This is a genomic window from Burkholderia sp. BCC1998 (assembly GCF_905339875.1).
GTDB lineage: Bacteria > Pseudomonadota > Gammaproteobacteria > Burkholderiales > Burkholderiaceae > Burkholderia.
Map to the genome: position 1 here is coordinate 91,947 of NZ_CAJPHE010000007.1, position 18,749 is coordinate 110,695.

General features: G+C 70.3%; 18 protein-coding genes. 14 read left to right on the forward strand and 4 right to left on the reverse strand.

Going from position 1 to position 18,749, the window contains the following annotated elements; genetic code table 11:
* Window positions 1-41 precede the first annotated feature (41 nt).
* From U5A56_RS14695 to U5A56_RS14705, 3 genes are all read right to left on the reverse strand, one after another.
* The gene (locus U5A56_RS14695; protein ID WP_321923041.1) at window positions 42-311 is read right to left on the reverse strand and encodes a hypothetical protein; all 270 of its coding nucleotides are present in this window, start codon (window positions 309-311) and stop codon (window positions 42-44) included.
* Window positions 312-409: 98 nt separating this feature from the next.
* Window positions 410-1,225, reverse strand: coding sequence for a family 1 encapsulin nanocompartment shell protein (locus tag U5A56_RS14700; RefSeq protein ID WP_321812319.1), 816 nt, complete (start codon window positions 1,223-1,225; stop codon window positions 410-412).
* Window positions 1,218-2,297, reverse strand: coding sequence for a Dyp-type peroxidase (locus tag U5A56_RS14705; RefSeq protein WP_321923043.1), 1,080 nt, complete (start codon window positions 2,295-2,297; stop codon window positions 1,218-1,220). The genes U5A56_RS14700 and U5A56_RS14705 overlap by 8 nt, the downstream gene beginning before the upstream one ends.
* A 417-nt stretch (window positions 2,298-2,714) precedes the next feature.
* On the opposite strand from U5A56_RS14705, the gene U5A56_RS14710 reads away from it, so the two are divergent.
* The 7 genes from U5A56_RS14710 to U5A56_RS14740 all read left to right on the forward strand — a co-directional run bounded on the left by U5A56_RS14710 (window position 2,715) and on the right by U5A56_RS14740 (window position 9,126).
* The gene (locus U5A56_RS14710) at window positions 2,715-3,089 is read left to right on the forward strand and encodes a helix-turn-helix domain-containing protein (protein WP_415749137.1); all 375 of its coding nucleotides are present in this window, start codon (window positions 2,715-2,717) and stop codon (window positions 3,087-3,089) included.
* Complete coding sequence (locus U5A56_RS14715) at window positions 3,086-3,538, forward strand: phosphate-starvation-inducible protein PsiE (RefSeq protein ID WP_044848158.1); 453 nt, start codon at window positions 3,086-3,088, stop codon at window positions 3,536-3,538. The genes U5A56_RS14710 and U5A56_RS14715 overlap by 4 nt, the downstream gene beginning before the upstream one ends.
* Before the next feature lie 355 nt (window positions 3,539-3,893).
* Complete coding sequence (locus tag U5A56_RS14720; protein ID WP_321923044.1) at window positions 3,894-5,306, forward strand: PLP-dependent aminotransferase family protein; 1,413 nt, start codon at window positions 3,894-3,896, stop codon at window positions 5,304-5,306.
* A gap of 319 nt (window positions 5,307-5,625) precedes the next feature.
* Entirely contained in the window at window positions 5,626-7,161 is a 1,536-nt protein-coding gene (locus U5A56_RS14725; protein ID WP_321923046.1) for an FAD-dependent oxidoreductase, read from the forward strand.
* 113 nt (window positions 7,162-7,274) lie between these two features.
* Complete coding sequence (locus U5A56_RS14730; RefSeq protein ID WP_321923048.1) at window positions 7,275-7,562, forward strand: hypothetical protein; 288 nt, start codon at window positions 7,275-7,277, stop codon at window positions 7,560-7,562.
* The gene (locus tag U5A56_RS14735) at window positions 7,559-8,764 is read left to right on the forward strand and encodes a zinc-dependent alcohol dehydrogenase (RefSeq protein ID WP_321923051.1); all 1,206 of its coding nucleotides are present in this window, start codon (window positions 7,559-7,561) and stop codon (window positions 8,762-8,764) included. The genes U5A56_RS14730 and U5A56_RS14735 overlap by 4 nt, the downstream gene beginning before the upstream one ends.
* A gap of 29 nt (window positions 8,765-8,793) precedes the next feature.
* Window positions 8,794-9,126, forward strand: coding sequence for a four-helix bundle copper-binding protein (locus U5A56_RS14740; protein WP_321923053.1), 333 nt, complete (start codon window positions 8,794-8,796; stop codon window positions 9,124-9,126).
* A 4-nt stretch (window positions 9,127-9,130) separates the two neighbouring features.
* Here U5A56_RS14740 and U5A56_RS14745 read toward each other — a convergent pair whose 3' ends face one another.
* Window positions 9,131-10,729, reverse strand: coding sequence for an ATP-binding protein (locus U5A56_RS14745; protein WP_321923055.1), 1,599 nt, complete (start codon window positions 10,727-10,729; stop codon window positions 9,131-9,133).
* A 305-nt stretch (window positions 10,730-11,034) separates the two neighbouring features.
* Here U5A56_RS14745 and U5A56_RS14750 point away from each other — a divergent pair, with 305 nt between their 5' ends.
* From U5A56_RS14750 to U5A56_RS14780, 7 genes are all read left to right on the forward strand, one after another.
* The gene (locus U5A56_RS14750; protein ID WP_124891825.1) at window positions 11,035-11,400 is read left to right on the forward strand and encodes a chemotaxis protein; all 366 of its coding nucleotides are present in this window, start codon (window positions 11,035-11,037) and stop codon (window positions 11,398-11,400) included.
* A 355-nt stretch (window positions 11,401-11,755) separates the two neighbouring features.
* Window positions 11,756-12,655, forward strand: coding sequence for a BON domain-containing protein (locus tag U5A56_RS14755; RefSeq protein ID WP_321923058.1), 900 nt, complete (start codon window positions 11,756-11,758; stop codon window positions 12,653-12,655).
* A gap of 53 nt (window positions 12,656-12,708) precedes the next feature.
* Window positions 12,709-15,540, forward strand: coding sequence for an ABC transporter transmembrane domain-containing protein (locus tag U5A56_RS14760; protein WP_321923060.1), 2,832 nt, complete (start codon window positions 12,709-12,711; stop codon window positions 15,538-15,540).
* Entirely contained in the window at window positions 15,482-16,009 is a 528-nt protein-coding gene (locus tag U5A56_RS14765) for a hypothetical protein (protein ID WP_124528770.1), read from the forward strand. Before U5A56_RS14760 ends, U5A56_RS14765 begins: the two co-directional genes overlap by 59 nt.
* A 176-nt stretch (window positions 16,010-16,185) precedes the next feature.
* Window positions 16,186-16,938, forward strand: coding sequence for an SDR family oxidoreductase (locus U5A56_RS14770; protein ID WP_135801136.1), 753 nt, complete (start codon window positions 16,186-16,188; stop codon window positions 16,936-16,938).
* Window positions 16,929-17,540: a D-glycero-alpha-D-manno-heptose-1,7-bisphosphate 7-phosphatase gene (locus U5A56_RS14775; RefSeq protein ID WP_044848165.1), complete on the forward strand. Its 612-nt coding sequence runs from the start codon at window positions 16,929-16,931 to the stop codon at window positions 17,538-17,540. The genes U5A56_RS14770 and U5A56_RS14775 overlap by 10 nt, the downstream gene beginning before the upstream one ends.
* Complete coding sequence (locus tag U5A56_RS14780) at window positions 17,537-18,748, forward strand: glycosyltransferase family 9 protein (RefSeq protein ID WP_124528768.1); 1,212 nt, start codon at window positions 17,537-17,539, stop codon at window positions 18,746-18,748. The genes U5A56_RS14775 and U5A56_RS14780 overlap by 4 nt, the downstream gene beginning before the upstream one ends.
* Window position 18,749 lies beyond the last annotated feature (1 nt).

Here is an 18,749-nt window from a genome sequence, read left to right on the forward strand (position 1 = left end):
ACGGTGCGGGCCGGACATGGCCCAACCGTGACGAGGCGGCGTCAGTCGGAGAGCGTCATCGCAAGTTTCTGCCGTGCGATCTGCTTCACGTCGGTTGACAGTGCCGCATTCTGCGGACCATTGGCCCAGACGGAGAACGAATCCTCGATCAGGTTGCGGGTGTCGGGCGGCAGTTCGGCCAGCATCAGCGCCACCACGGTGAACAATACGGCGGTGTCGCCGGCCTGGCGGCTCGCGTTCGCGTCGACGGCCTGCTTCAGGCTGTCGATCGACGCTTGCAGTGCCTGTAGTGCTTCATTCGATTCGCTCATTTCTCGCTCCATGCAGGATGGTTCGATCGGCGACGAACGTGCGGCCGGCCATGCGGCCGGTGGGCGCGATGCCGGTCGGGCATCGCGCGGGCGGAACGTCAGGTCGCCGGGTTGCCCTGCGGCGCCACGGCCACCGATGCCTCGCTCGTCAGCATCAGGAACGTGAACGTTTCGCGCAGGTAAAGGCGAACGACCTTGTCGGTATGGCCCGTGTAGCCGATCGACACGTCTTCGCCGAGGTGCAGTTCATAGTCGCCGCCGCGGGTGGACAGCACGCAGCCGCCGCTGATCGCCGGCGCCCAGATGATCTCGCCGCTGACGATGCGCTTGATGTGGCCGAGGACCGGATAGCCCTGGTCGCGCGCCTCGCTGAGCGCCGTGTAGGCGTCCGAGCCGAGCACGACCGAGTACGGGCCGTCGACGCCGGCGAGCCGCAGCGCTTCCAGCGCGTCGCTGATCGCGTCCGGATACGCGCTGACGTCGGCCGGCAGCGTGAGCTTGCGGTTCGACGTGCCTTCGCGGATGCCGACGATGTCCGCGGCCAGATAGCCGTCGAAGATCGCGCCGTCTTCCGCGAACGCGAGGCGTTGCGCGGCGTCCTTCGCCGGCTGCCAGTCGGCATCGCGCGCGCCGCGCTCGACGCTGTCGATCGCGTCGCGGCTCAGCTCGAACGGCACCGTCAGCTCGACGATCGTGCGGACTTCGCGCAGCCGTGCGCCGACCAGCTCGCGCGGCGCGGCGACCTCGCGCAGATGCCCGGTGCCGACGGCCGACAGCTCGGGGCCGGCCGGGCCCTCGACGTCGACCACGCGGCGCCCGGCCACCGAGCGCTTGAAGGTGCGTGCGACTTCTTCCTCGATCTGCTCCCAGGCGGACGAGGAAATCGGCGCGAGTTCGCGGTGCAGGTTATTCATAGGCTTTGGCTCCTTTCAGCGATCCGATGTTCAGCGAGCCGTCACGACGCGACTCGGGCGATGCGGGGGCCGGCTGCGCGGCGGTGGCGGTGGCTTCGGCGCCCGGTGCGGGGCGATCGGCGAGCGCCTCGAGCAGGTCGGCCGACGGCACGAAGAACAGCGAGCCGGTGACCGCGCGGCTGTAGTCGAGCAGCCGGTCGTAGTTGCCGGGCGGGCGGCCGACGAACATGTTCTCGAGCATCTGCTCGATCGGCGCCGGCGAGCGCGCGTAGCCGATGAAGTAGGTGCCGAATTCGCCGGAGCCGGGGCGCCCGAACGGCATGTTGTCGCGCAGGATCTTCACTTCCTGGCCGTTCTCGTCGAGCGTGGTCAGCGAGCTGTGCGAGCACGACGGCTTCACGTCCGGCGCGAGCTCGATGTCGGACAGCTTGGTGCGCCCGATGATGCGCTCCTGCGTCTCGACCGCGAGCGCATTCCAGCCGGCCATGTCGTGCAGGTACTTCTGCACGATCACGTAGCTGCCGCCCGCGAATTCGGCGTCTTCGTCGCCGATCACCGTGAAGTCGACCGCGTCGCGGCCTTCCGGGTTCTCGGTGCCGTCGACGAAGCCGATCATCGCGCGCTGGTCGAAGTTGCGGAAGCCGTGCACCTCGTCGACGACCGTGACCGCGTCGCCGAGCGCGCCGAGCAATTGGGTCGCGAGTTCGAAGCACAGGTCCATCGCGTCGGCGCGGATGTGCAGCAGGATGTCGCCGGGCGTCGCGATCGCGACGCGCTGGCCGGCGCCGAATTCGCGGAACGGATGCAGCGACGCGGGGCGCGGGTCGCCGAACAGCGCATCCCAGGCGTCGGCGCCGAAGCCGCATACGCACGACAGGTTGCCGTCCGGCACGCGCTTGCCGACCGAGCGCACGAGCGCGGCGATGTCGCCGCACCACGCGCGGATCGTGTCGGCGCGCTCGGCGCGGGGGTTGACGGTGGCAACGAGGAAGATCGCGCTGCGCGTGATCGGGCTGTGAACGGCCTGGGAAAGCGGGGGACGGGTTTGCATCGCGGCCTGCCGGTCAGTCATGTCGGGACGGACGGGCCGCGGATGCCGCGGCGCGCGAAGACGAACGGTTGGACTGTGTCATGCGACTGTTCTCTTTGTGACATGCGGATGAAGGACGTTGCGCGGGCATCGCGCAACGGGCCGCAGCGGCGGCGGCCTGCCGCCCGGGCGCGCAAGGGGGAGGCAGGCTCGGTGGCCGCGCGTTCGCCCGGCGCGCGACCTCGCCGCACCGCGTAACGTCGTCGAGCATGCAATCTAGCAGCTTCGGCGGGTCTTTGGAACACGTATCGCCAATCTGTCATTCGAATGGGTTGATCGGGGTCCGATTTCGCGTCGCGGGCGTGCAGCTGTACTCCTGAAACCCGCGGCGCTGTGCTCTTGAGCGGGCGTGGCGCGTGCAGTAGATTAGGTTCGCTCCGCCCGCCGACGAGGACCATCATGATGAACCTGCTGGAAGCGATGCGTATTTATGTCGCGGTGGTCGAGCATGGCGGGGTGTCCGCCGCGGCGTCCGAACTGAAGCTCGGCCGCGCGCAAGTCGGCGAGCGGCTAGACCGCCTCGAACGGTATCTCGGCTGCCGGCTGTTGCTGGCGCGTGCGGGCGGCGACGTGGCGTGTACCGATGCGGGCGTCGCGTTCCACCAGTGCTGCCGGCGCACGCTGTCCGCGGTCGCGCAGGCCACCACCGCGGCCGGTGCGTGCGCAACCTTTCCCGATGCGCGCGTCACGGGCTTTCCGCCGCCCGAAACCATCCGCCGTGTCGACCCAGCGTCGATCGCGGCACAACCCTCATTGCACCGGTCATCGCCTTGAATACGTCCACTGTTTCCGCCGATACGGCCGCCGAGCGCATCCGCCGCCGCTTCGGACACTTCCTCCACGCGGCCGAGCTGGCCGGGCTGATCGTGATCGGTCTCGCGACCGCGTTCGCGATGACGCAGGAGGCGTGGAAGGTCGTGCTCGCGGGCGAGGTGTCGCTGACCGACCTGCTGCTGATGTTCCTCTATCTCGAAGTGCTCGCGATGAACGTGCGTTACCTGCGGCTCGGCCGGCTGCCGGTGCGCTTTCCGCTGTTCATTGCGATGACGTCGCTCGCGCGCGACCTGATCCTGCGCGGCGCCACCGACAGCCCCGAGCGGATGCTGATGACCACGTTCGGAATCGTGCTGCTCGCGGTAGGCGTGCTGATCCTCAGCTTCGGCCAGCATCGCTTTCCAGCGGAGGTCGACGACGTCGAGGACGATGTGCATGCGCGTCGGTGATGCGTGTGTTTGCAGGGCCGATCGATGGGGGTGTCGGTTCGGCAGTTCATTTCGTTATACCGAGATTGATTCGGTGCGGCGCCGACTCGCGGCTGCCGCGTTTCCATCTGTTCACCACACGTGTGCGATTTGAGGTTTGATCGCCAAACTGTCACTTACATTCGCCGAAATGACGCAGTAGGATGCCGATCCTTCTCATGATGGATTTCGCATTGCTATCCGCCTTCAATTTCGGTAATGGACGTGGCTCGCACCGGAACGCCCGCGGCCGGACACGGCTATCCGGCTTCGTGCAGCGGCACGGCACGCGCACCTGTGCGTCGCAGGCTGGTTCACCGCTGGCGGGGCGAGGCGGATGAAGCTCTACGAGAAATTCGCGAACGACATAGAGAGACTCATCCGGCAACGCGTGTATCGACATGGCGATCGTGTGCCGTCGGTGCGGCAGGCGAGCCAGCAGCACCGGATCAGCATCACGACCGTGCTGCACGCATACTTGCTGCTCGAAAGCCGCGGGCTGCTGGAGAGCCGCCCGCAGTCGGGTTACTTCGTGAACCTGCGCAACGACGACGGGCACGCGCCGGTGCGCGAATTGCGGCCGTCGAAGCCGATCGCGATCTCGTCGTCGGTCGACGTGAGCCGGCTCGTGCTGTCGACGCTGCGCGCGATCGGCACCGACGACGCGGTGCCGCTCGGCTCGCCGTACCCGGACCCGAGCCTGTTTCCGTTCGAGAAGCTGAACCGCTACGCGTACGCGGCCGGCCGCGACAAGTCGCTGTGGGGCGTGACCGACGGGCTGCCGCCGGGCCATCCGCGCCTGATCCGGCAGATCGCACGGCGCTACCTGGAAAACGGGATGTCGGTCGACCCGAACGAGATCATCGTGACGGTCGGCGCGACGGAGGCGATCAACCTGTGTCTGCAGGCAGTCGCGAAACCGGGCGACACGATCGCGGTGGAGTCGCCGACGTTCTACGCGATGCTGCACGCGATCGAACGGATGGGGATGAAGGCGATCGAGGTCGCTACACACCCGGAATACGGAATCGACATCGCGGCGCTGGCGGCGATCGCGAAGTCTCAGCCGATCGCCGCGTGCATGGTGATGCCGAACTTCCAGAATCCGCTCGGCTTCCAGATGCCCGACGAGCGCAAGCGCGAACTGGTTGAGTTCGCAACTAAAATCGACATGCCGATCATCGAGAACGGCGTGTACAACGAACTGTATTTCGGCAATGCGCACCCGAGTGCGCTGAAGGCGTTCGACCGCAACGGGATCGTGCTGCACTGCGCGTCGTTCTCGAAAAGCCTGACGGCCGCGTACCGGATCGGCTGGGCGTTGCCGGGCCGCTATCGCGAACAGGTCGAGAAGCTGAAGTTCCTGAACACGCTGGCGACGCCGTCGCTGCCGCAGCTGGCGATCGCCGAGTTCCTCGAACGCGACGGTTACGAGCATCACCTGCGGCGGATTCGCAAGGCGTATGCGCAGCAGGCGAACCTGATGCGCGCGATGGTGTCGCGGTTCTTTCCGGAAGGCACGCGCATCTCGAGCCCGGCGGGCGGCTACGTGCTGTGGGTCGAGTTGCCGGCGCAGGTCGATGCGATGCGCCTGTACCAGCTCGCGCTGGAGCAGGGGATCACGATCGGGCCCGGCTACATGTTCTCGATCGCGGACACCTACCGCAATTTCATTCGGCTGAACTACAGCAGCCCGTGGTCGCCGGAGATCGAACGCGCGATCGTCACGGTCGGCAAGCTCGCGTTATGACCTGAATCGCGTCGCGCACGTGATGCGGCGGATAGCCGTCGACCGGGTCGGGATAGAGCACGCATAGAACGGGTCGCCATCGGGTCGCTCCTCGTGACGGGATGAAGGCGGGGCGGTACGCGGATTGCTCGGCTCGCCGGCCCCCCGCTCACGCGCATCCGGCGTGTTGCGCCGCAACGTCGATGACGTTCCATGCCGGTCGCGGATCGCGTACAAGCCACAGTCCGTGTTTGCGTGCGCTGCGGGGTCGTCTGTACCTGTTCTTTTCGGGAAGGACGCCGATAATGGGATCGTTACCCCACACTCCGGGAGCCACGCCATGTCCGGAAGCGACGCCTCGTCTTCACGTCCCGATCTCGCGCAGGGGATCGCGCTCGACGACCTCGCCGACGGCGCGATGATCGAGGGCCAGGTCGGCGACGCCACGGTGCTGCTGGTGCGCCGCGCCGACGAACTGTTTGCCGTGGGCGCGCAATGCCCGCACTACGGCGCGCCGCTCGCCGACGGGCTGCTGGTCGGCGATACGATCCGCTGTCCGTGGCATCACGCGGCGTTCTGCCTGCGCACCGGCGCACTGCTACGCGCGCCGGCGCTCGACGGCCTGACGTGCTGGCGCGTCGAGCGGCGCGACGGCCGCGCGGTCGTGCTCGATGCGCGGCCAGCCGCATCGCCGCCCGCGCTGAACGCGGCGGGGCTGCCCGCATCGGTGGTGATCGTCGGCGGCGGTGCGGCCGCGATCGCGGCGGCCGTGACGCTGCGCCAGGAAGGCTATCCGCATGCGATCACGCTGCTGAGCGCGGACAGCGAGCCGCCGTACGACCGGCCGAACCTGTCGAAGGACTATCTGGCCGGCACGGCCGAAGCCGACTGGCTGCCGCTGCGCGGCGCGTCGTTCTATACCGAGCAGCGCATCGACGTGCGCTGCGGCACGCGCGTCACGCGGATCGATCCCGCGCAGCACGCGGTCGAGCTCGCGGACGGTAGCCGCGTCGGCTACGGCGCGCTGCTGCTGGCCACCGGCGCCGAGCCGAACCGGCTGACCGTGCCGGGTGCGGATCTGCCGCACGTGTACGTGCTGCGTTCGCGCGCCGATTGCGATGCGCTGATCGGCAAGTTGAAGACGGCGCGGCGCTGCGTCGTGATCGGCGCGAGCTTCATCGGCCTCGAAGCGGCCGCCGCGCTGCGCACGCGCGGGCTCGACGTGCAGGTGGTCGCGCCCGACGCGCATCCGATGGCGCGCGTCCTCGGCGAAGCGCTCGGCGACACGATCCGCGCGCTGCACGAAGCGCACGGCGTGGTGTTCCATCTCGGCGCGACGCCCACGCAGATCGCGCCGGAGCGCGTGACGCTGTCGAACGGCGACGCGCTGCCGGCCGATGTGGTGGTGGTCGGCATCGGCGTGCATCCGGACCTCGCGCTCGCGCAGGATGCGGGGCTCGCCGTCGATCGCGGCGTGACGGTCGACCGTTTCCTGCGGACGAGCGCACCGGACATCTACGCGGCCGGCGACATCGCGCGCTGGCCCGATCCGTTGACGGGCGAACGCATACGCGTCGAGCACTGGGTCGTCGCGGAGCGGCAGGGCATCGCCGCGGCGCGCAACATGCTCGGCCAGCAGCGGCCGTTCGACGCGGTGCCGTTCTTCTGGAGCCAGCACTACGACCTGACGGTCCGTTATGTCGGACATGCGGAGCAATGGGACCGCGTCGAGATCGACGGCGACCTGCGCGCGCATGACGCGTCGGTCGCGTTCTGGCGCGGCAACGCACGGCTCGCGGTCGCGACGATCGGCCGCGATCTCGACTGCCTGCGCGCGGAAGCGGCGCTCGAGCAGCAGGGGACGACGCGCGCGTGAACGGGCTGCCGACTGTGCGCTGACCGGTACGCGCTCTGGAAAAATAGTTGCGCACACAACTGTAATCGCATCGTCGCGACATGCGCAGAGACCGCCGAGCCGGACAGACGCCCGTGACTCTCGACGGCGGTTTCTCGACCGAGGTGATCGCGGCGCCGTTCGCGATCATGAACCCGAGCGCGAACAATCCGGCATTTCCGGTGCCGACATGGAGGTGCGGTCGACACGATGTGCCGCACGGCCGCGCTGCCGGCCGCGATCGGCATGTCGATCGACGACGACGCACCGGCCGGCTGACCACGCACCGCACCGACCCCCTGCGCGCACGGGCGCGCGCCTTGCTCGAACAGCGTGACGGTACTTGCACCGTTACCGCTTTCGACAAGGAGGGCCTGACATGAAAGCAGTCGTATTTCACGGCATCGGCGACATTCGCATCGATACGGTACCCGACCCGCAAGTCGTCGACGTGACCGATGCGGTCGTGCGCCTGACGGCCAGCGCGATCTGCGGCACCGACCTGCACATGGTGCGCGGCACGCTCGGCGGGATGAAGCCGGGCACGATCCTCGGCCATGAGGGTGTCGGCATCGTCGAGACGGTCGGGCGCGACGTGCGCAACCTGAAGCGCGGCGATCGCGTGCTGATTCCGTCGACGATCGCGTGCGGCAGCTGCGTGTACTGTCGCGCGGGCTACACCGCGCAATGCGACGTCGCGAACCCGGGCGGGCCGCGCGCGGGCACCGCGTTCTACGGCGGCCCGGCCGACACGGGGCCGTTCGACGGGCTGCAGGCCGAGTACGCGCGCACGCCGCTCGCGAACGCGAGCCTGATCCGGTTGGAGGACGCGATCGACGACGACCGGGCGATCCTGATGTCCGACATTTTTCCGACCGGCTACTTCGGCGCGCAGCTCGCGGAAGTGAAGCCGGGCGACACGGTGGCCGTGTTCGGCGCCGGGCCGGTCGGCCAGTTCGCGATCGCGAGCGCGAAGCTGATGGGCGCCGGGCGCGTGATCGCGATCGACCGCATCGCGTCGCGGCTCGAGATGGCCTGCGCGCAAGGCGCCGAGACCATCGACTTCTCCGAGGAAGACCCCGTCGACACGGTGCTGCGGCTCACCGGCGGGATCGGGGTCGATCGTGCGATCGATGCGGTGGGCGTCGACGCGATGCGCGCGACGCATGGGCCGGCCGCCGCCGACCACGACGCGGCGCGTGCGTTCGATGCGGAAGTCGACGCCGTCGCGCCGCGCCGCAAGCCCGACGGCCGCTACTGGACGCCCGGCGACGGGCCCTCGCAGGTACTGCAATGGGCGGTGCGCGCGGTCGCGAAGGCGGGCACGGTCGCGGTGATCGGCGTGTATCCGCCGCAGGCGCGCGTGTTTCCGGTCGGCGAGGCGATGAACCGGAACCTCACGATCAAGATGGGCAACTGCAATCACCGGACCGTCACGCCGCACCTGATCGAGCTCGTGCGCAGCGGTGCGTTCGACCCGGCGTCCGTGCTGACGCGCTGCGAGCCGCTGACGAACGCGATCGACGCGTATCGCGCGTTCGACGTGCGCGAGCCGGGCTGGCTGAAAGTGAAGCTGACGCCATGACGCTGCGAACCGCAACGAGGAGTGCTGCCATGAACGAATTACATGATCTCTACGACAACTGCATGGCCGCGTGCGATGCGTGCGCGCATGCATGCGACGCGTGTACGGCGGGGTGCCTGGCGGACCCCGACACGCACGCGCTGGCCGCTTGCATCGCGCTCGACATCGAGTGCGCGCAGCTGTGCCGCCTTGCCTCGGCCGCGATGGCGCGCGACAGCGTGCTCGCGCCACAGGTGTGCGCCCTGTGCGCGCGTGCGTGCGAGGTGTGCGCGGCCGAATGCCTGCTGCATGCGCACGACCATTGCCGGCGCTGCGCGCTGGCATGCGATGCGTGCGCGGCGATGTGCCGCGCGATGGCATGAGCGGCTACGGCGCGCCGTGAACCTTGCGCGCGACGCGCTCCAGCAGCGCGTCGAGCACCGCCATCTCGACGGGCTTCACGAGGTGATCGTCGAAGCCCTCGCTCGCGGTGCGTGCGAAGTCGGCCGGGCTCGCATGGCCGGACAACGCGACGCAGGTCGTGCCGGCCAGCGCATCGATCGCGCGCAGTTCGCGCAGCAGCGTGAAGCCGTCGACGTCGGGCATCGACAGGTCGACGAGCATCAGGTGCGGAACGATGTCGCGCGCGAGCGCCAGCGCGTCGTCCGCGTGGTACGCGACGCGCGGCGCGTGGCCCTTGATCCGCAGCAGCACGGCGAGCGTGTCGGCGGAGTCGCGGTTGTCGTCGACGATGACGATGCGCAGCGGCGCGCCGGCCGGCGGCTCGGTCGTGCGCGGCGCCGGCGCCGGCGCGTCGTCGCCGGGCGTCGGGCGCATCGCGCGCTCGAGCGGCAGCCGTACCGTGAACGTCGCGCCATGGCCGGGGCCGGCGCTTTCCGCGGCGATCCTCCCGCCATGCAGCTCGACGAACGACCGGCAGATCGCGAGGCCGAGCCCGAAGCCGTCCGACGCGCGCCGGCCCGGCACGCTTTCCTGTTCGAACAGGTCGAAGATCGATTCGAGCGAGCCCGGCGCGATGCCGACGCCGTGATCGGTGATGCGAATCGCGACGACCGACCCTTCGGCGCTCGCGCTGACGTCGATGCGCCCGCCCTGCGGCGAGAATTTCGACGCGTTGTCGAGCAGGTTGTGCAGCACCTGCACGAGCCGCGCGGCGTCGCCGCGCACCACCAGCGGATCGGCCGGCAGGTCGACGCGAATGTTCTGCTCGCGTGCGGCCAGCTTCGGCTGGACGCTTTCCACGCCGCGGCAGACCACGTCGCGCACGGTCACCGGCGCGTGGTCGAGTTGGACCTTGCCGGCGGTGATGCGCCCGACGTCGAGCAGGTCGTCGACCAGCCGCGTCAGCTGTCCGACCTGGCGATGCACGGCGTCGCGGCATTGCGCGAGCGCGGGCGCCGGATCGGGCAGGCTCTGCAGCACGCCGACCGAATTGCGCAGCGGCGCGAGATGGTTGCGCAGCTCGTGCGCGAGCATCGCGATGAACACGCTGAGCCGGTGCGTCGACACCTCGAGTTCGGCGAGCCGCTTGCGCTCGGTCATGTCGCGCGTGATCTTGATGAAGCCGGCCAGCTGGCCCGCATGGTCGTGCACGGCCGTGATCGTCACGCTGGCCCAGAACAGCGAACCGTCCTTGCGCACGCGCCAGCCTTCGTCCTCGAAGCGGCCGTGCGCGACGGCTTCGCGGAGCCCGAATGCGGGCCGCCCGGCGGCGATCGCATCGGGCGGATAGAAACGCGAGAAATGGTGGCCGACGATGTCGGCCGTGCGATAGCCCTTGATGCGCTCCGCGCCCGCGTTCCACGTCGCGACGTTACCGTGCGCGTCGAGCATGAACACCGCATAGTCGGTGATCGCCCCGACGACGGTCTCGAAACGGAACTCGGCGAAGCGGTGCAGCAGGTCGCGTGCATCGGCGGGCCCGAGCGGCGGGTGGAGATCGGAAATGGCGTCGTCTTTCTTCATCGGAACGGCAAGTCGGATGCGGGCGGAGGAACGCCGCGCCGCCGCGGCCGGACGAGCCGGCTGCGGCCATTCAAATCGGATTGACACCCCGAAAGCATAAGGGAGGTCGAATCGCCTGATCAATGGGGGCGCATGGCCTGTGCCGCGTCGCGCCCGCAGTGCGAAATCCTGCCGGTGGCGGCCCGGCGACGGCGGCGCGGCATGCCGATTGCGTCGCCCTCCGGTCCGCACGCCGCGGCCGGCCCGGCGCGAAAGCCGGCCTCCGGCGGCGGCGCGCCGCTTCACGGCTACCCGAGGGCATCGACATGAACAGCACCCTGAACCCCGACAACGAACCGGCCGGCCCGGACGACGACAACGTACGGCGCGGCCGCGACGGCCGCGCGCTGGGTCCGAGCGATTCGTCCGACAGCGGCAGCGACACGGCCGGCGCGCGGCGCCATCCGTTCGACGTCGATTCGCCGCTCGACGAGCACGCGCTGGAGCGCGGCGACGCGGCCCTCGACAGCGATACGGACCGCGCGGGCACCGGCGAGCGCGCGTCGGCAGATGGCGACGCGGGGCTCGAGGAAGGCGCCGATATCGAGCCGGATCGCACGGAACGGCTGAGCGAGCCCGGCGGCGCCGAGGATCCGGATGCGCCGGACGAACCGGGTGCGGGCGGCGCATAGGGTCGCCGCACGGCGACCATTCGCGCAAAAACTGCAATTGCGTTGCAGATAGGGGCGTCCGGCCAGGGGCACCGCGCAAAGGGTGCCCGGCCAAGTGCGCCTGGCCAGGGACACCCGCCGAAGCGCGACGATCCGCATTGCCCCCGTCAGCGCGCTGCGCAGCGATCGCGACGTGGACCGCGATCGTCGGCGCGGGCGTGCCGCCCTGGGCTTCGCCGCGCCCCCGCGGTGTGCTGGTCAACGGGCGGCACGCGACTTGCATCAACCTGACCGACGTGCGCCGCGACGCGACATGGGTCCCGGTCCGCACGCGGCACAGGCGCGATCAGCACAGGCGCGATCAAGGAGGGACACGATGCAACGACGATCTCCCGGACGGCAAGCCGAACGGAGCGGCCCGCCCGACTGGCAGGAGCGCGGCGAACGCGCGTACCGGGACACCGGCGAGCGCGATTTTCGCGGGGACGAATCCCGGCGCCACGATGCCGACTACGAATCCGCGTACCGGCGCTTCGCGAGCGAGGACGTCGGCCCGGAAGACTGGGGCAGCGAATGGAGCGAGCGCTCGGCCCGCTCGTCGGCCGAACAGCGCGGCGCAGACGCCGGCGCGGACTGGCGTGGTGCGCCGGGCGGGCCGGGCGGCCCCGGCGGTTCGCGCGATCCGGCGTGGGAGTCCGGGCGCGGCGACGGCAACCGCGGCCGCACAGCGGAAGGCGGCCAGGGACGTGAAGGCGCCCATGCCGACCAGCCGCGGTTCCGCGGCCAGCACCGGACGGGCTGGCATGGCGGCGAGGGCGACTACGACGCCTACAACGGGCGCGACCAGCGCCGTGCCGATGCGTCCGGCCTGTCGCGCTTCGGCGACGCCGCGCAACGCGAGGCCATGCGGCATCGGCGCGGCCCGAAAGGCTATACGCGTTCGGACGAGCGGATTCGCGAGGACGTCTGCGAGCGGCTCGCGCATGCGCTCGACATCGACGTGAGCGATGTCTCCGTGCAGGTGCGCGACGGCCGCGTCGAACTCGACGGTACCGTGCCGCAGCGCTGGATGAAGCACGACATCGAGGACATCGCCGACGGCTGCATGGGCGTGCGCGACGTCGAGAACCGCGTGCGCGTGCGCCGCGACGGCGAACAACCCGATACGGGCATGGTGCTGCATCCGTCCCAACGCACGGTTACGCCGACGCAGCCTGCGGCGCGCGATCCCGAACCGGGTAGCGGCGCCGGCCGCGAGCGCGATCCGCGCCGTTGACGGCCGATGCGCGGGACGACCCGGCCAAGGCCACGGACACAGCCAATGCGCGCATGACGACCGGCTCTGACGACGGACCGCGTGACGACGGCGACATTCGCGACGATCGCGACTCGAGCGCCAGCGCGCCGCGCGACGGTCGTGGCCGCGACGCACGTGGCCTGCGCGCGCGCATCGCGGTCGAGCTGTGGCGCGCGATCCGGCATTACCGCGCGCGCGTGCTGGCCGCGCTGGCGCTGCTGCTGCTCGCGAAGGCGGCGGCCGTTTCGGTGCCGCTGCTGCTGAAGGACATCGTCGACGGGCTGGGCCGCGCGGCCGGCCAGCCGATCGCGCTGCCGGTTCTGCTGCTGTTCGCGTATGCGGTCGTGCGCTTCGCGGCGAACGCGCTGAACGAAGTGCGCGACATGACGTTCGTGCAGGTCACGCAGCACGCGGTCGCGTCGTTTACGGTCCGCACGTTCGGTCATCTGCACCGGCTCGGCGCGCGCTTTCATTCGCAGCGCGAGACCGGCGCGGTCGTGCGCGACCTCGAGAAAGGCACGGCCGGGATCGGCTACCTGCTCGGCGTCGCGGTGTTTACCGTCGTGCCGACCGCGATCGAGATCGGCTCGGTGCTGGTGATCGTGATCGGCAAGTACGGCGGCGGCTTCACCGCGATCATCCTCGTCACGTTCGCCGTCTATGCGGGCTACACGACCGTCTTCACGCGCCGGCGGATGCGCTACCAGCGTCGCGTGAACGTGCTCGAGGCCGAATCGAACGCGCGCGTGGTCGACAGCCTGCTCAACGTCGATACCGTCAAGTACTTCGCGCGCGAGGACGTCGAGCGCAGCCGGCTCGAACGCGTGCTCGACGCATGGCGCGAGGCCGGCGTCGACAACCAGTACGCGCTGTCGACGCTGCATATCGGGCAGAGCGCATGCATCGGCGCGGGCATCGCGGCGGTGATGCTGCTCGCCGGCCAGCATGTCGCGCGCGGCACGATGACGGTCGGCGACCTGGTGCTGATCAACGCGTACATCATCCAGATCAGCCTGCCGCTGAATGCGCTCGGCTTCGTGTTCCGCGAGGCGCACGACGCGATGACGAACATCGAACGATTGTTCGGCCTGCTCGACGCACGCGGCAAGCCCGGCGAGGAGGGCGACGCGCCCGGCGCGCAGCCGCTCGCGGTGCGCGGCGGCGCGATCGAGTTCGAGCACGTCGACTTCGGCTACGAGCCGAGCCGGCAGATTCTGTGGGACGTGTCGTTTCGCGTCGAGCCGGGACAGTCGGTCGCGGTGGTCGGCGGGAGCGGCTCGGGGAAGTCGACGCTCGCGCGGCTGCTGTTCCGGCTGTACCAGCCCGATGCGGGGACGATCCGGATCGACGGCCAGGACCTGCGCCTCGTGACCGAGCGCAGCCTGCGCGATGCGCTCGGCATCGTGCCGCAGGACACGATCCTGTTCAACGACACGCTGGCCTACAACATCGCGTACGGCAAGCGCGACGCGACGCGCGGCGAAGTGATCGCGGCCGCGCGCGGCGCGCAACTCGACGCGTTCATCGAGCGGCTGCCCGATGCGTACGACACGCGTGTCGGCGAGCGCGGCGTGCGGCTGTCCGGCGGCGAGCGGCAGCGTGTCGCGATCGCGCGCGCGCTGCTGAAGGCGCCGCCGATCGTCGTGTTCGACGAGGCGACGTCGGCGCTCGACACGCGCTCGGAGCGCGCGATCCAGCAGGAACTGATGCGCGTCGCGCGGCACCGCACGAGTCTCGTCATCGCGCACCGGCTGTCGACGATCGTCGATGCGGACCGGATCCTCGTGATGGAGCATGGCCGGCTCGTCGAGCAGGGCACCCACGACGAACTGCTGGCGAGCGACGGCGTGTATGCGCAGATGTGGTCGCTGCAGGCGAAGCAGCGCGAACTGGAGCGCACCGAGGCGAAGTTCGCGCTGCAGCCGGTGCGGATCAACCCGCTGGTGGCGCAGGTGCTCGATGCGCTGGCGGAAGCCGCCGCGCGCCGCGGCGTGCCGGTGTTCCGCGAGCTGTCGAGCGAGGATCTGGTCGTCAAGGCCGATCCGGCCGCACTGCGGCGCTTCGTGTGGGAGCTGTGCCGCGGCGGGATCGATACGAGCGGCGGCGGGCGGGTCGAGGTGCGGACCGCACGGCACGACCCCGACGCGCGGATCACGATCACGTGCACCGGCGTCGACGCGCCGGAGCTGTCGCTGGCCGATCTCGAACGGCTGCAGGGCGCGATCGAGGACGCGGGCGGCTACGTCGTTCGCGAGCGCGACGACGTCGGCGTGACGTTGCACCTGTCGCTACCGCTGTGCGCGGTCGCGCCGGCGTCGCTGCAACCGGCCGACGCGGCCGCACCGAATTCCGGGCCGGGCGCCGTTGCGGCCGCGGACGCGAAACCGCTCGACGGCGTGCGCATCGCGTGCGTCGACGATCACGACGAGGCGCGCGAAGCGCTTGCCGCGCTGCTGCAGGTCGCCGGTGCGGAGGTGCGCGTGTTCGCGTCCGGCCACGCGCTGCTCGACGAGATGCGGAACATGCGCCGCGCGGACTGGCCGGCGCTCCTGGTATGCGACATCGACCTCGGCGCCGACGAGGAAGACGGCTACACGGTGATGCGCCGCGTGCGCCAGCTCGACGCCGAGCGTGCGCGCGACGGCCGGGCGCCGCTCGAAGCGCTCGCGTTGTCGGGCCATGCCCGCGAGCGCGACCGCACACGCGCGGTCGAAGCGGGTTTCCACGCCTATCTGACCAAGCCCGCGGCAGCGGCCGACCTGATCGCGACGCTGCGGGCGCTCGCGCTTTCCTCCGGAGATATCCATGCCGAACCTTTCGAATCCAACGCCCCCCGAAGTCCTGACCGAGCGCCGCGCCGGTAGCGCGTTTGCCGACCGCCAGGCCGCGGTCGCCGCCGTCGAGCTGCTGTTGCCGACGTTGTCGGCCGCGTTGCAGAGCGACTTCGTCGGCGACAGCGGCTGCCTGCACGTCGTGATCATGGACCCGGCGCTCGGGCCGCGCGACGCGGCGTTCGAGGATGCGATCCTGTACGAGTTCTCGCTGCCCGATCCGAAGGACTGGGATGCCGATTATCGTGCGTACGCACGCGCGAAGGCGCGGCTGTCGTGGGAAACCGGCTGCGACGGCCACGTCGTGCAGGCGCTCGAGCCGTACCGGCTGCGCGCGGGCGACACGAACCTGTGGGGCGGCGTCGCGCAGCACGGCATCGTGGTCGGCGTGTCGGGCGCGCAGCCCTGGTTCGACGAGGCGTTCGCGGGCTGCATCGCGCACTGCCTGCGTGCGCTCGCGAAGCACCGCGCGCAGGCGACGCCGGACGCGCTCGCGATCTGAGCGCAGGCGAGCGGGCCCGTTTTTACAGCCGGTTATAAAAAAGCCAGCGCGCGCGCGGGGCAGCGCGATGTCGCGCGGGCGTCCGCGCAATGGCACGGTTTTCGCTGTACCTCTGGTACGACGTTTGTCACGACAAATGTCATCGCCGCGATCTTTCGGACGCTTGCAGGAGGTGCATGTTGAACCCGACTCACGATCCAGCCCGACCGTTGCTGGCCGGCCGCACCGCGCTCGTGACGGGCGGCGGTCGCGGTCTGGGCGAGGCCATCTGCGAGGAACTGGCGCAACACGGCGCACACGTGATCGTTGCCGATCTCGACGGCGATCGCGCGGCGGCCGTCGCGCAGCGCCTCGAGCGGCATGGCGGCCGCGCGGTCGGACGGCCGCTCGACGTGCGCGACGAGGCGTCGGTGCTGCAGGTCATGCACGACGCGCGCGAGGCGCTCGGCGACGTCGACGTGATCGTCAACAACGCGGCGATCGACGTGACCGCGCCGATCGACGACGTCAGCGTCGCCGCCTGGCAGCAGGTGATGATGACCAACCTGTTCGGCCCGTACCTGATGTGCCACGCGGCCGTGCCGATGATGAAGGCCCGCGGCAGCGGCCATATCGTCAACATCGCGTCGACCGCATCGAAGCGCGCATGGCCGAATGCGTCCGCGTATCACGCGACGAAGTGGGGGCTGCTCGGGTTGTCGCATGCGCTGCATGCGGAGCTTCGGCCGGCCGGCGTGAGCGTGTCGGCGATCGTCGCGGGCGGGATGCGCACGCCGTTCCTGCTCGATCGCTTCCCCGACATCGACGTGGACACGCTGCAGCCGCCGGAACACGTCGCGGCGGCCGTGCGTTTCGTGCTGACGCAGCCGCCGGGCACCGTCGTGCCGGAACTGATGGTGCTGCCGATGAAGGAGACGTCATGGCCGTGAGTCGCGCGCGACGGCTGCCCGGCGCGGTGCTGCTCGACAAGGACGGCACGCTGCTGGAGGACCTGCCGTACAACGTCGACCCCGCGCGGATGCAGCTTGCGCCGGGCGCCGCGCGCGCATTGCGCACGCTCGGCGCGACGGGCATGCCGATCGCGGTCGTGTCGAACCAGCCGGGCGTCGCGCTCGGCTACTTTGCCGAATCGAAGCTTGGCGCGGTCCGTCAGCGTCTCGCCGAATTGTTCGAAGCGAACGGCGCGGTGCTGGCGGACTTTTTTTATTGCCCGCATCACCCGGCGGGCAGCGTGCCGCGCTACACCTGCGACTGCATCTGCCGCAAGCCGCGCCCGGGGATGGTGCGCCGCGCGATCGCCACGCTCGGCGCGGTCGCCGAGTGGAGCTGGATGATCGGCGACATTCTCGACGACGTCGAGGCCGGCCGCGCCGCGCGCTGCGGCACGATACTCGTCGACCGCGGCAACGAGACGCAATGGCGGCTCGATGCCGCGCGCACGCCGCACCATGTGGTCGACCGGCTCGACCTCGCCGCCGACCTCGTCGCGCGCGAGGCCGTGCGCCGCCACGGCTCGTGGGTGCGGCGATGAGCGCCGCCTGGGATCGCGCGCGACGCATTCTGTGCGTGCGCCTCGACAGCCTCGGCGACGTGCTGATGACGACGCCCGCGCTGCGCGCGCTGAAGGAGAGCGGGCGCGGCCGCCGGCTCACGCTGCTGACGTCGCGCACCGGCGCCGCGCTGGCGAAACACCTGCCGATGGTCGACGACGTGTGGACGTATGACGCGCCGTGGGTCAAGCATCCGGACGTGCGCGGCGATCCGGTCGTCGATCTCGACATGATCGACCGGCTGCTGGCCGGCCGCTTCGACGCGGCCGTGATCTTCACCGTATACAGCCAGAGTCCGTTGCCGGCCGCGATGATGTGCTGGCTCGCGGGCATCCCGCTGCGGCTCGCGCATTGCCGCGAGAACCCCTACGAACTGCTGACCGACCGCGTGCCCGAGACCGAGCCGGATTCGCGCGTGCGCCACGAAGTCGCGCGCCAGCTTGCGCTGGTCCGCGCGATCGGCGCGAAGACGTGCGACTGGCGCATGGCGTTCGAGCCGGGCGATGCGGCGCGACGCGCGCTGCACTCGCGCTTGCGCGCGGCGCTGCTGCGCATCGGCGGCCCGCGCCGGCCGGCGCCGGCGCACACGCGCTGGCTGGTCGTGCATCCGGGCGCGAGCGCGGCGTCGCGGCGCTGGCCGGCCGAGCGCTTCGGCGACGTGGCCGCGCGGCTCGCGCCGCTGTTCGACGGCATCGCGGTGACGGGCGGCGCCGACGAGCGCGCGCTCGTCGATGCCGTGTGCGAACGCGCGGGGCCGCGCGCCGTGCCGCTCGCCGGCGTGCTGCCGCTCGGCGAGCTCGGCGCGCTGATCGAGACGGCCGACCTGCTGCTGACGAACAACAGCGGCCCCGTGCATCTCGCGGCCGCGCTCGGCACGCCGGTCGTCGATCTGTACGCGCTGACCAATCCGCAGCACACGCCATGGCGTGTGCCGCATCGCGCATTGAACGTCGACGTGCCGTGCCGCAACTGCTACCGCAGCGTCTGCAACCAGCCCGGCCATCCGTGCCTGCTCGGCGTGAGCGTCGACGATGTCGTCGAGGCGACGCACGGCTTGTTGCGCCGTAGCGCGCGCCATGCGCAACACGCGGCCGCGCGCGCCACCTTGCACGCTGCCGAGCCGGTCGCGGCGAACGCGTCGAGCGTGTCGAACGTGATTCCGTTCGCGCAAGTCATCACGAGGACCTGAC

Coding starts and splice junctions, on each gene's coding strand:
- U5A56_RS14700 (WP_321812319.1), bottom strand. CDS start 1,225: ATGAATAACCTGCACCGCGAACTCGCGCCGATTTCCTCGTCCGCCTGG.
- U5A56_RS14760 (WP_321923060.1), top strand. CDS start 12,709: ATGACGACCGGCTCTGACGACGGACCGCGTGACGACGGCGACATTCGC.
- U5A56_RS14725 (WP_321923046.1), top strand. CDS start 5,626: ATGTCCGGAAGCGACGCCTCGTCTTCACGTCCCGATCTCGCGCAGGGG.
- U5A56_RS14770 (WP_135801136.1), top strand. CDS start 16,186: ATGTTGAACCCGACTCACGATCCAGCCCGACCGTTGCTGGCCGGCCGC.
- U5A56_RS14780 (WP_124528768.1), top strand. CDS start 17,537: ATGAGCGCCGCCTGGGATCGCGCGCGACGCATTCTGTGCGTGCGCCTC.
- U5A56_RS14750 (WP_124891825.1), top strand. CDS start 11,035: ATGAACAGCACCCTGAACCCCGACAACGAACCGGCCGGCCCGGACGAC.
- U5A56_RS14695 (WP_321923041.1), bottom strand. CDS start 311: ATGAGCGAATCGAATGAAGCACTACAGGCACTGCAAGCGTCGATCGAC.
- U5A56_RS14740 (WP_321923053.1), top strand. CDS start 8,794: ATGAACGAATTACATGATCTCTACGACAACTGCATGGCCGCGTGCGAT.
- U5A56_RS14745 (WP_321923055.1), bottom strand. CDS start 10,729: ATGAAGAAAGACGACGCCATTTCCGATCTCCACCCGCCGCTCGGGCCC.
- U5A56_RS14775 (WP_044848165.1), top strand. CDS start 16,929: ATGGCCGTGAGTCGCGCGCGACGGCTGCCCGGCGCGGTGCTGCTCGAC.
- U5A56_RS14765 (WP_124528770.1), top strand. CDS start 15,482: ATGCCGAACCTTTCGAATCCAACGCCCCCCGAAGTCCTGACCGAGCGC.
- U5A56_RS14710 (WP_415749137.1), top strand. CDS start 2,715: ATGATGAACCTGCTGGAAGCGATGCGTATTTATGTCGCGGTGGTCGAG.
- U5A56_RS14735 (WP_321923051.1), top strand. CDS start 7,559: ATGAAAGCAGTCGTATTTCACGGCATCGGCGACATTCGCATCGATACG.
- U5A56_RS14720 (WP_321923044.1), top strand. CDS start 3,894: ATGAAGCTCTACGAGAAATTCGCGAACGACATAGAGAGACTCATCCGG.
- U5A56_RS14705 (WP_321923043.1), bottom strand. CDS start 2,297: ATGACTGACCGGCAGGCCGCGATGCAAACCCGTCCCCCGCTTTCCCAG.
- U5A56_RS14755 (WP_321923058.1), top strand. CDS start 11,756: ATGCAACGACGATCTCCCGGACGGCAAGCCGAACGGAGCGGCCCGCCC.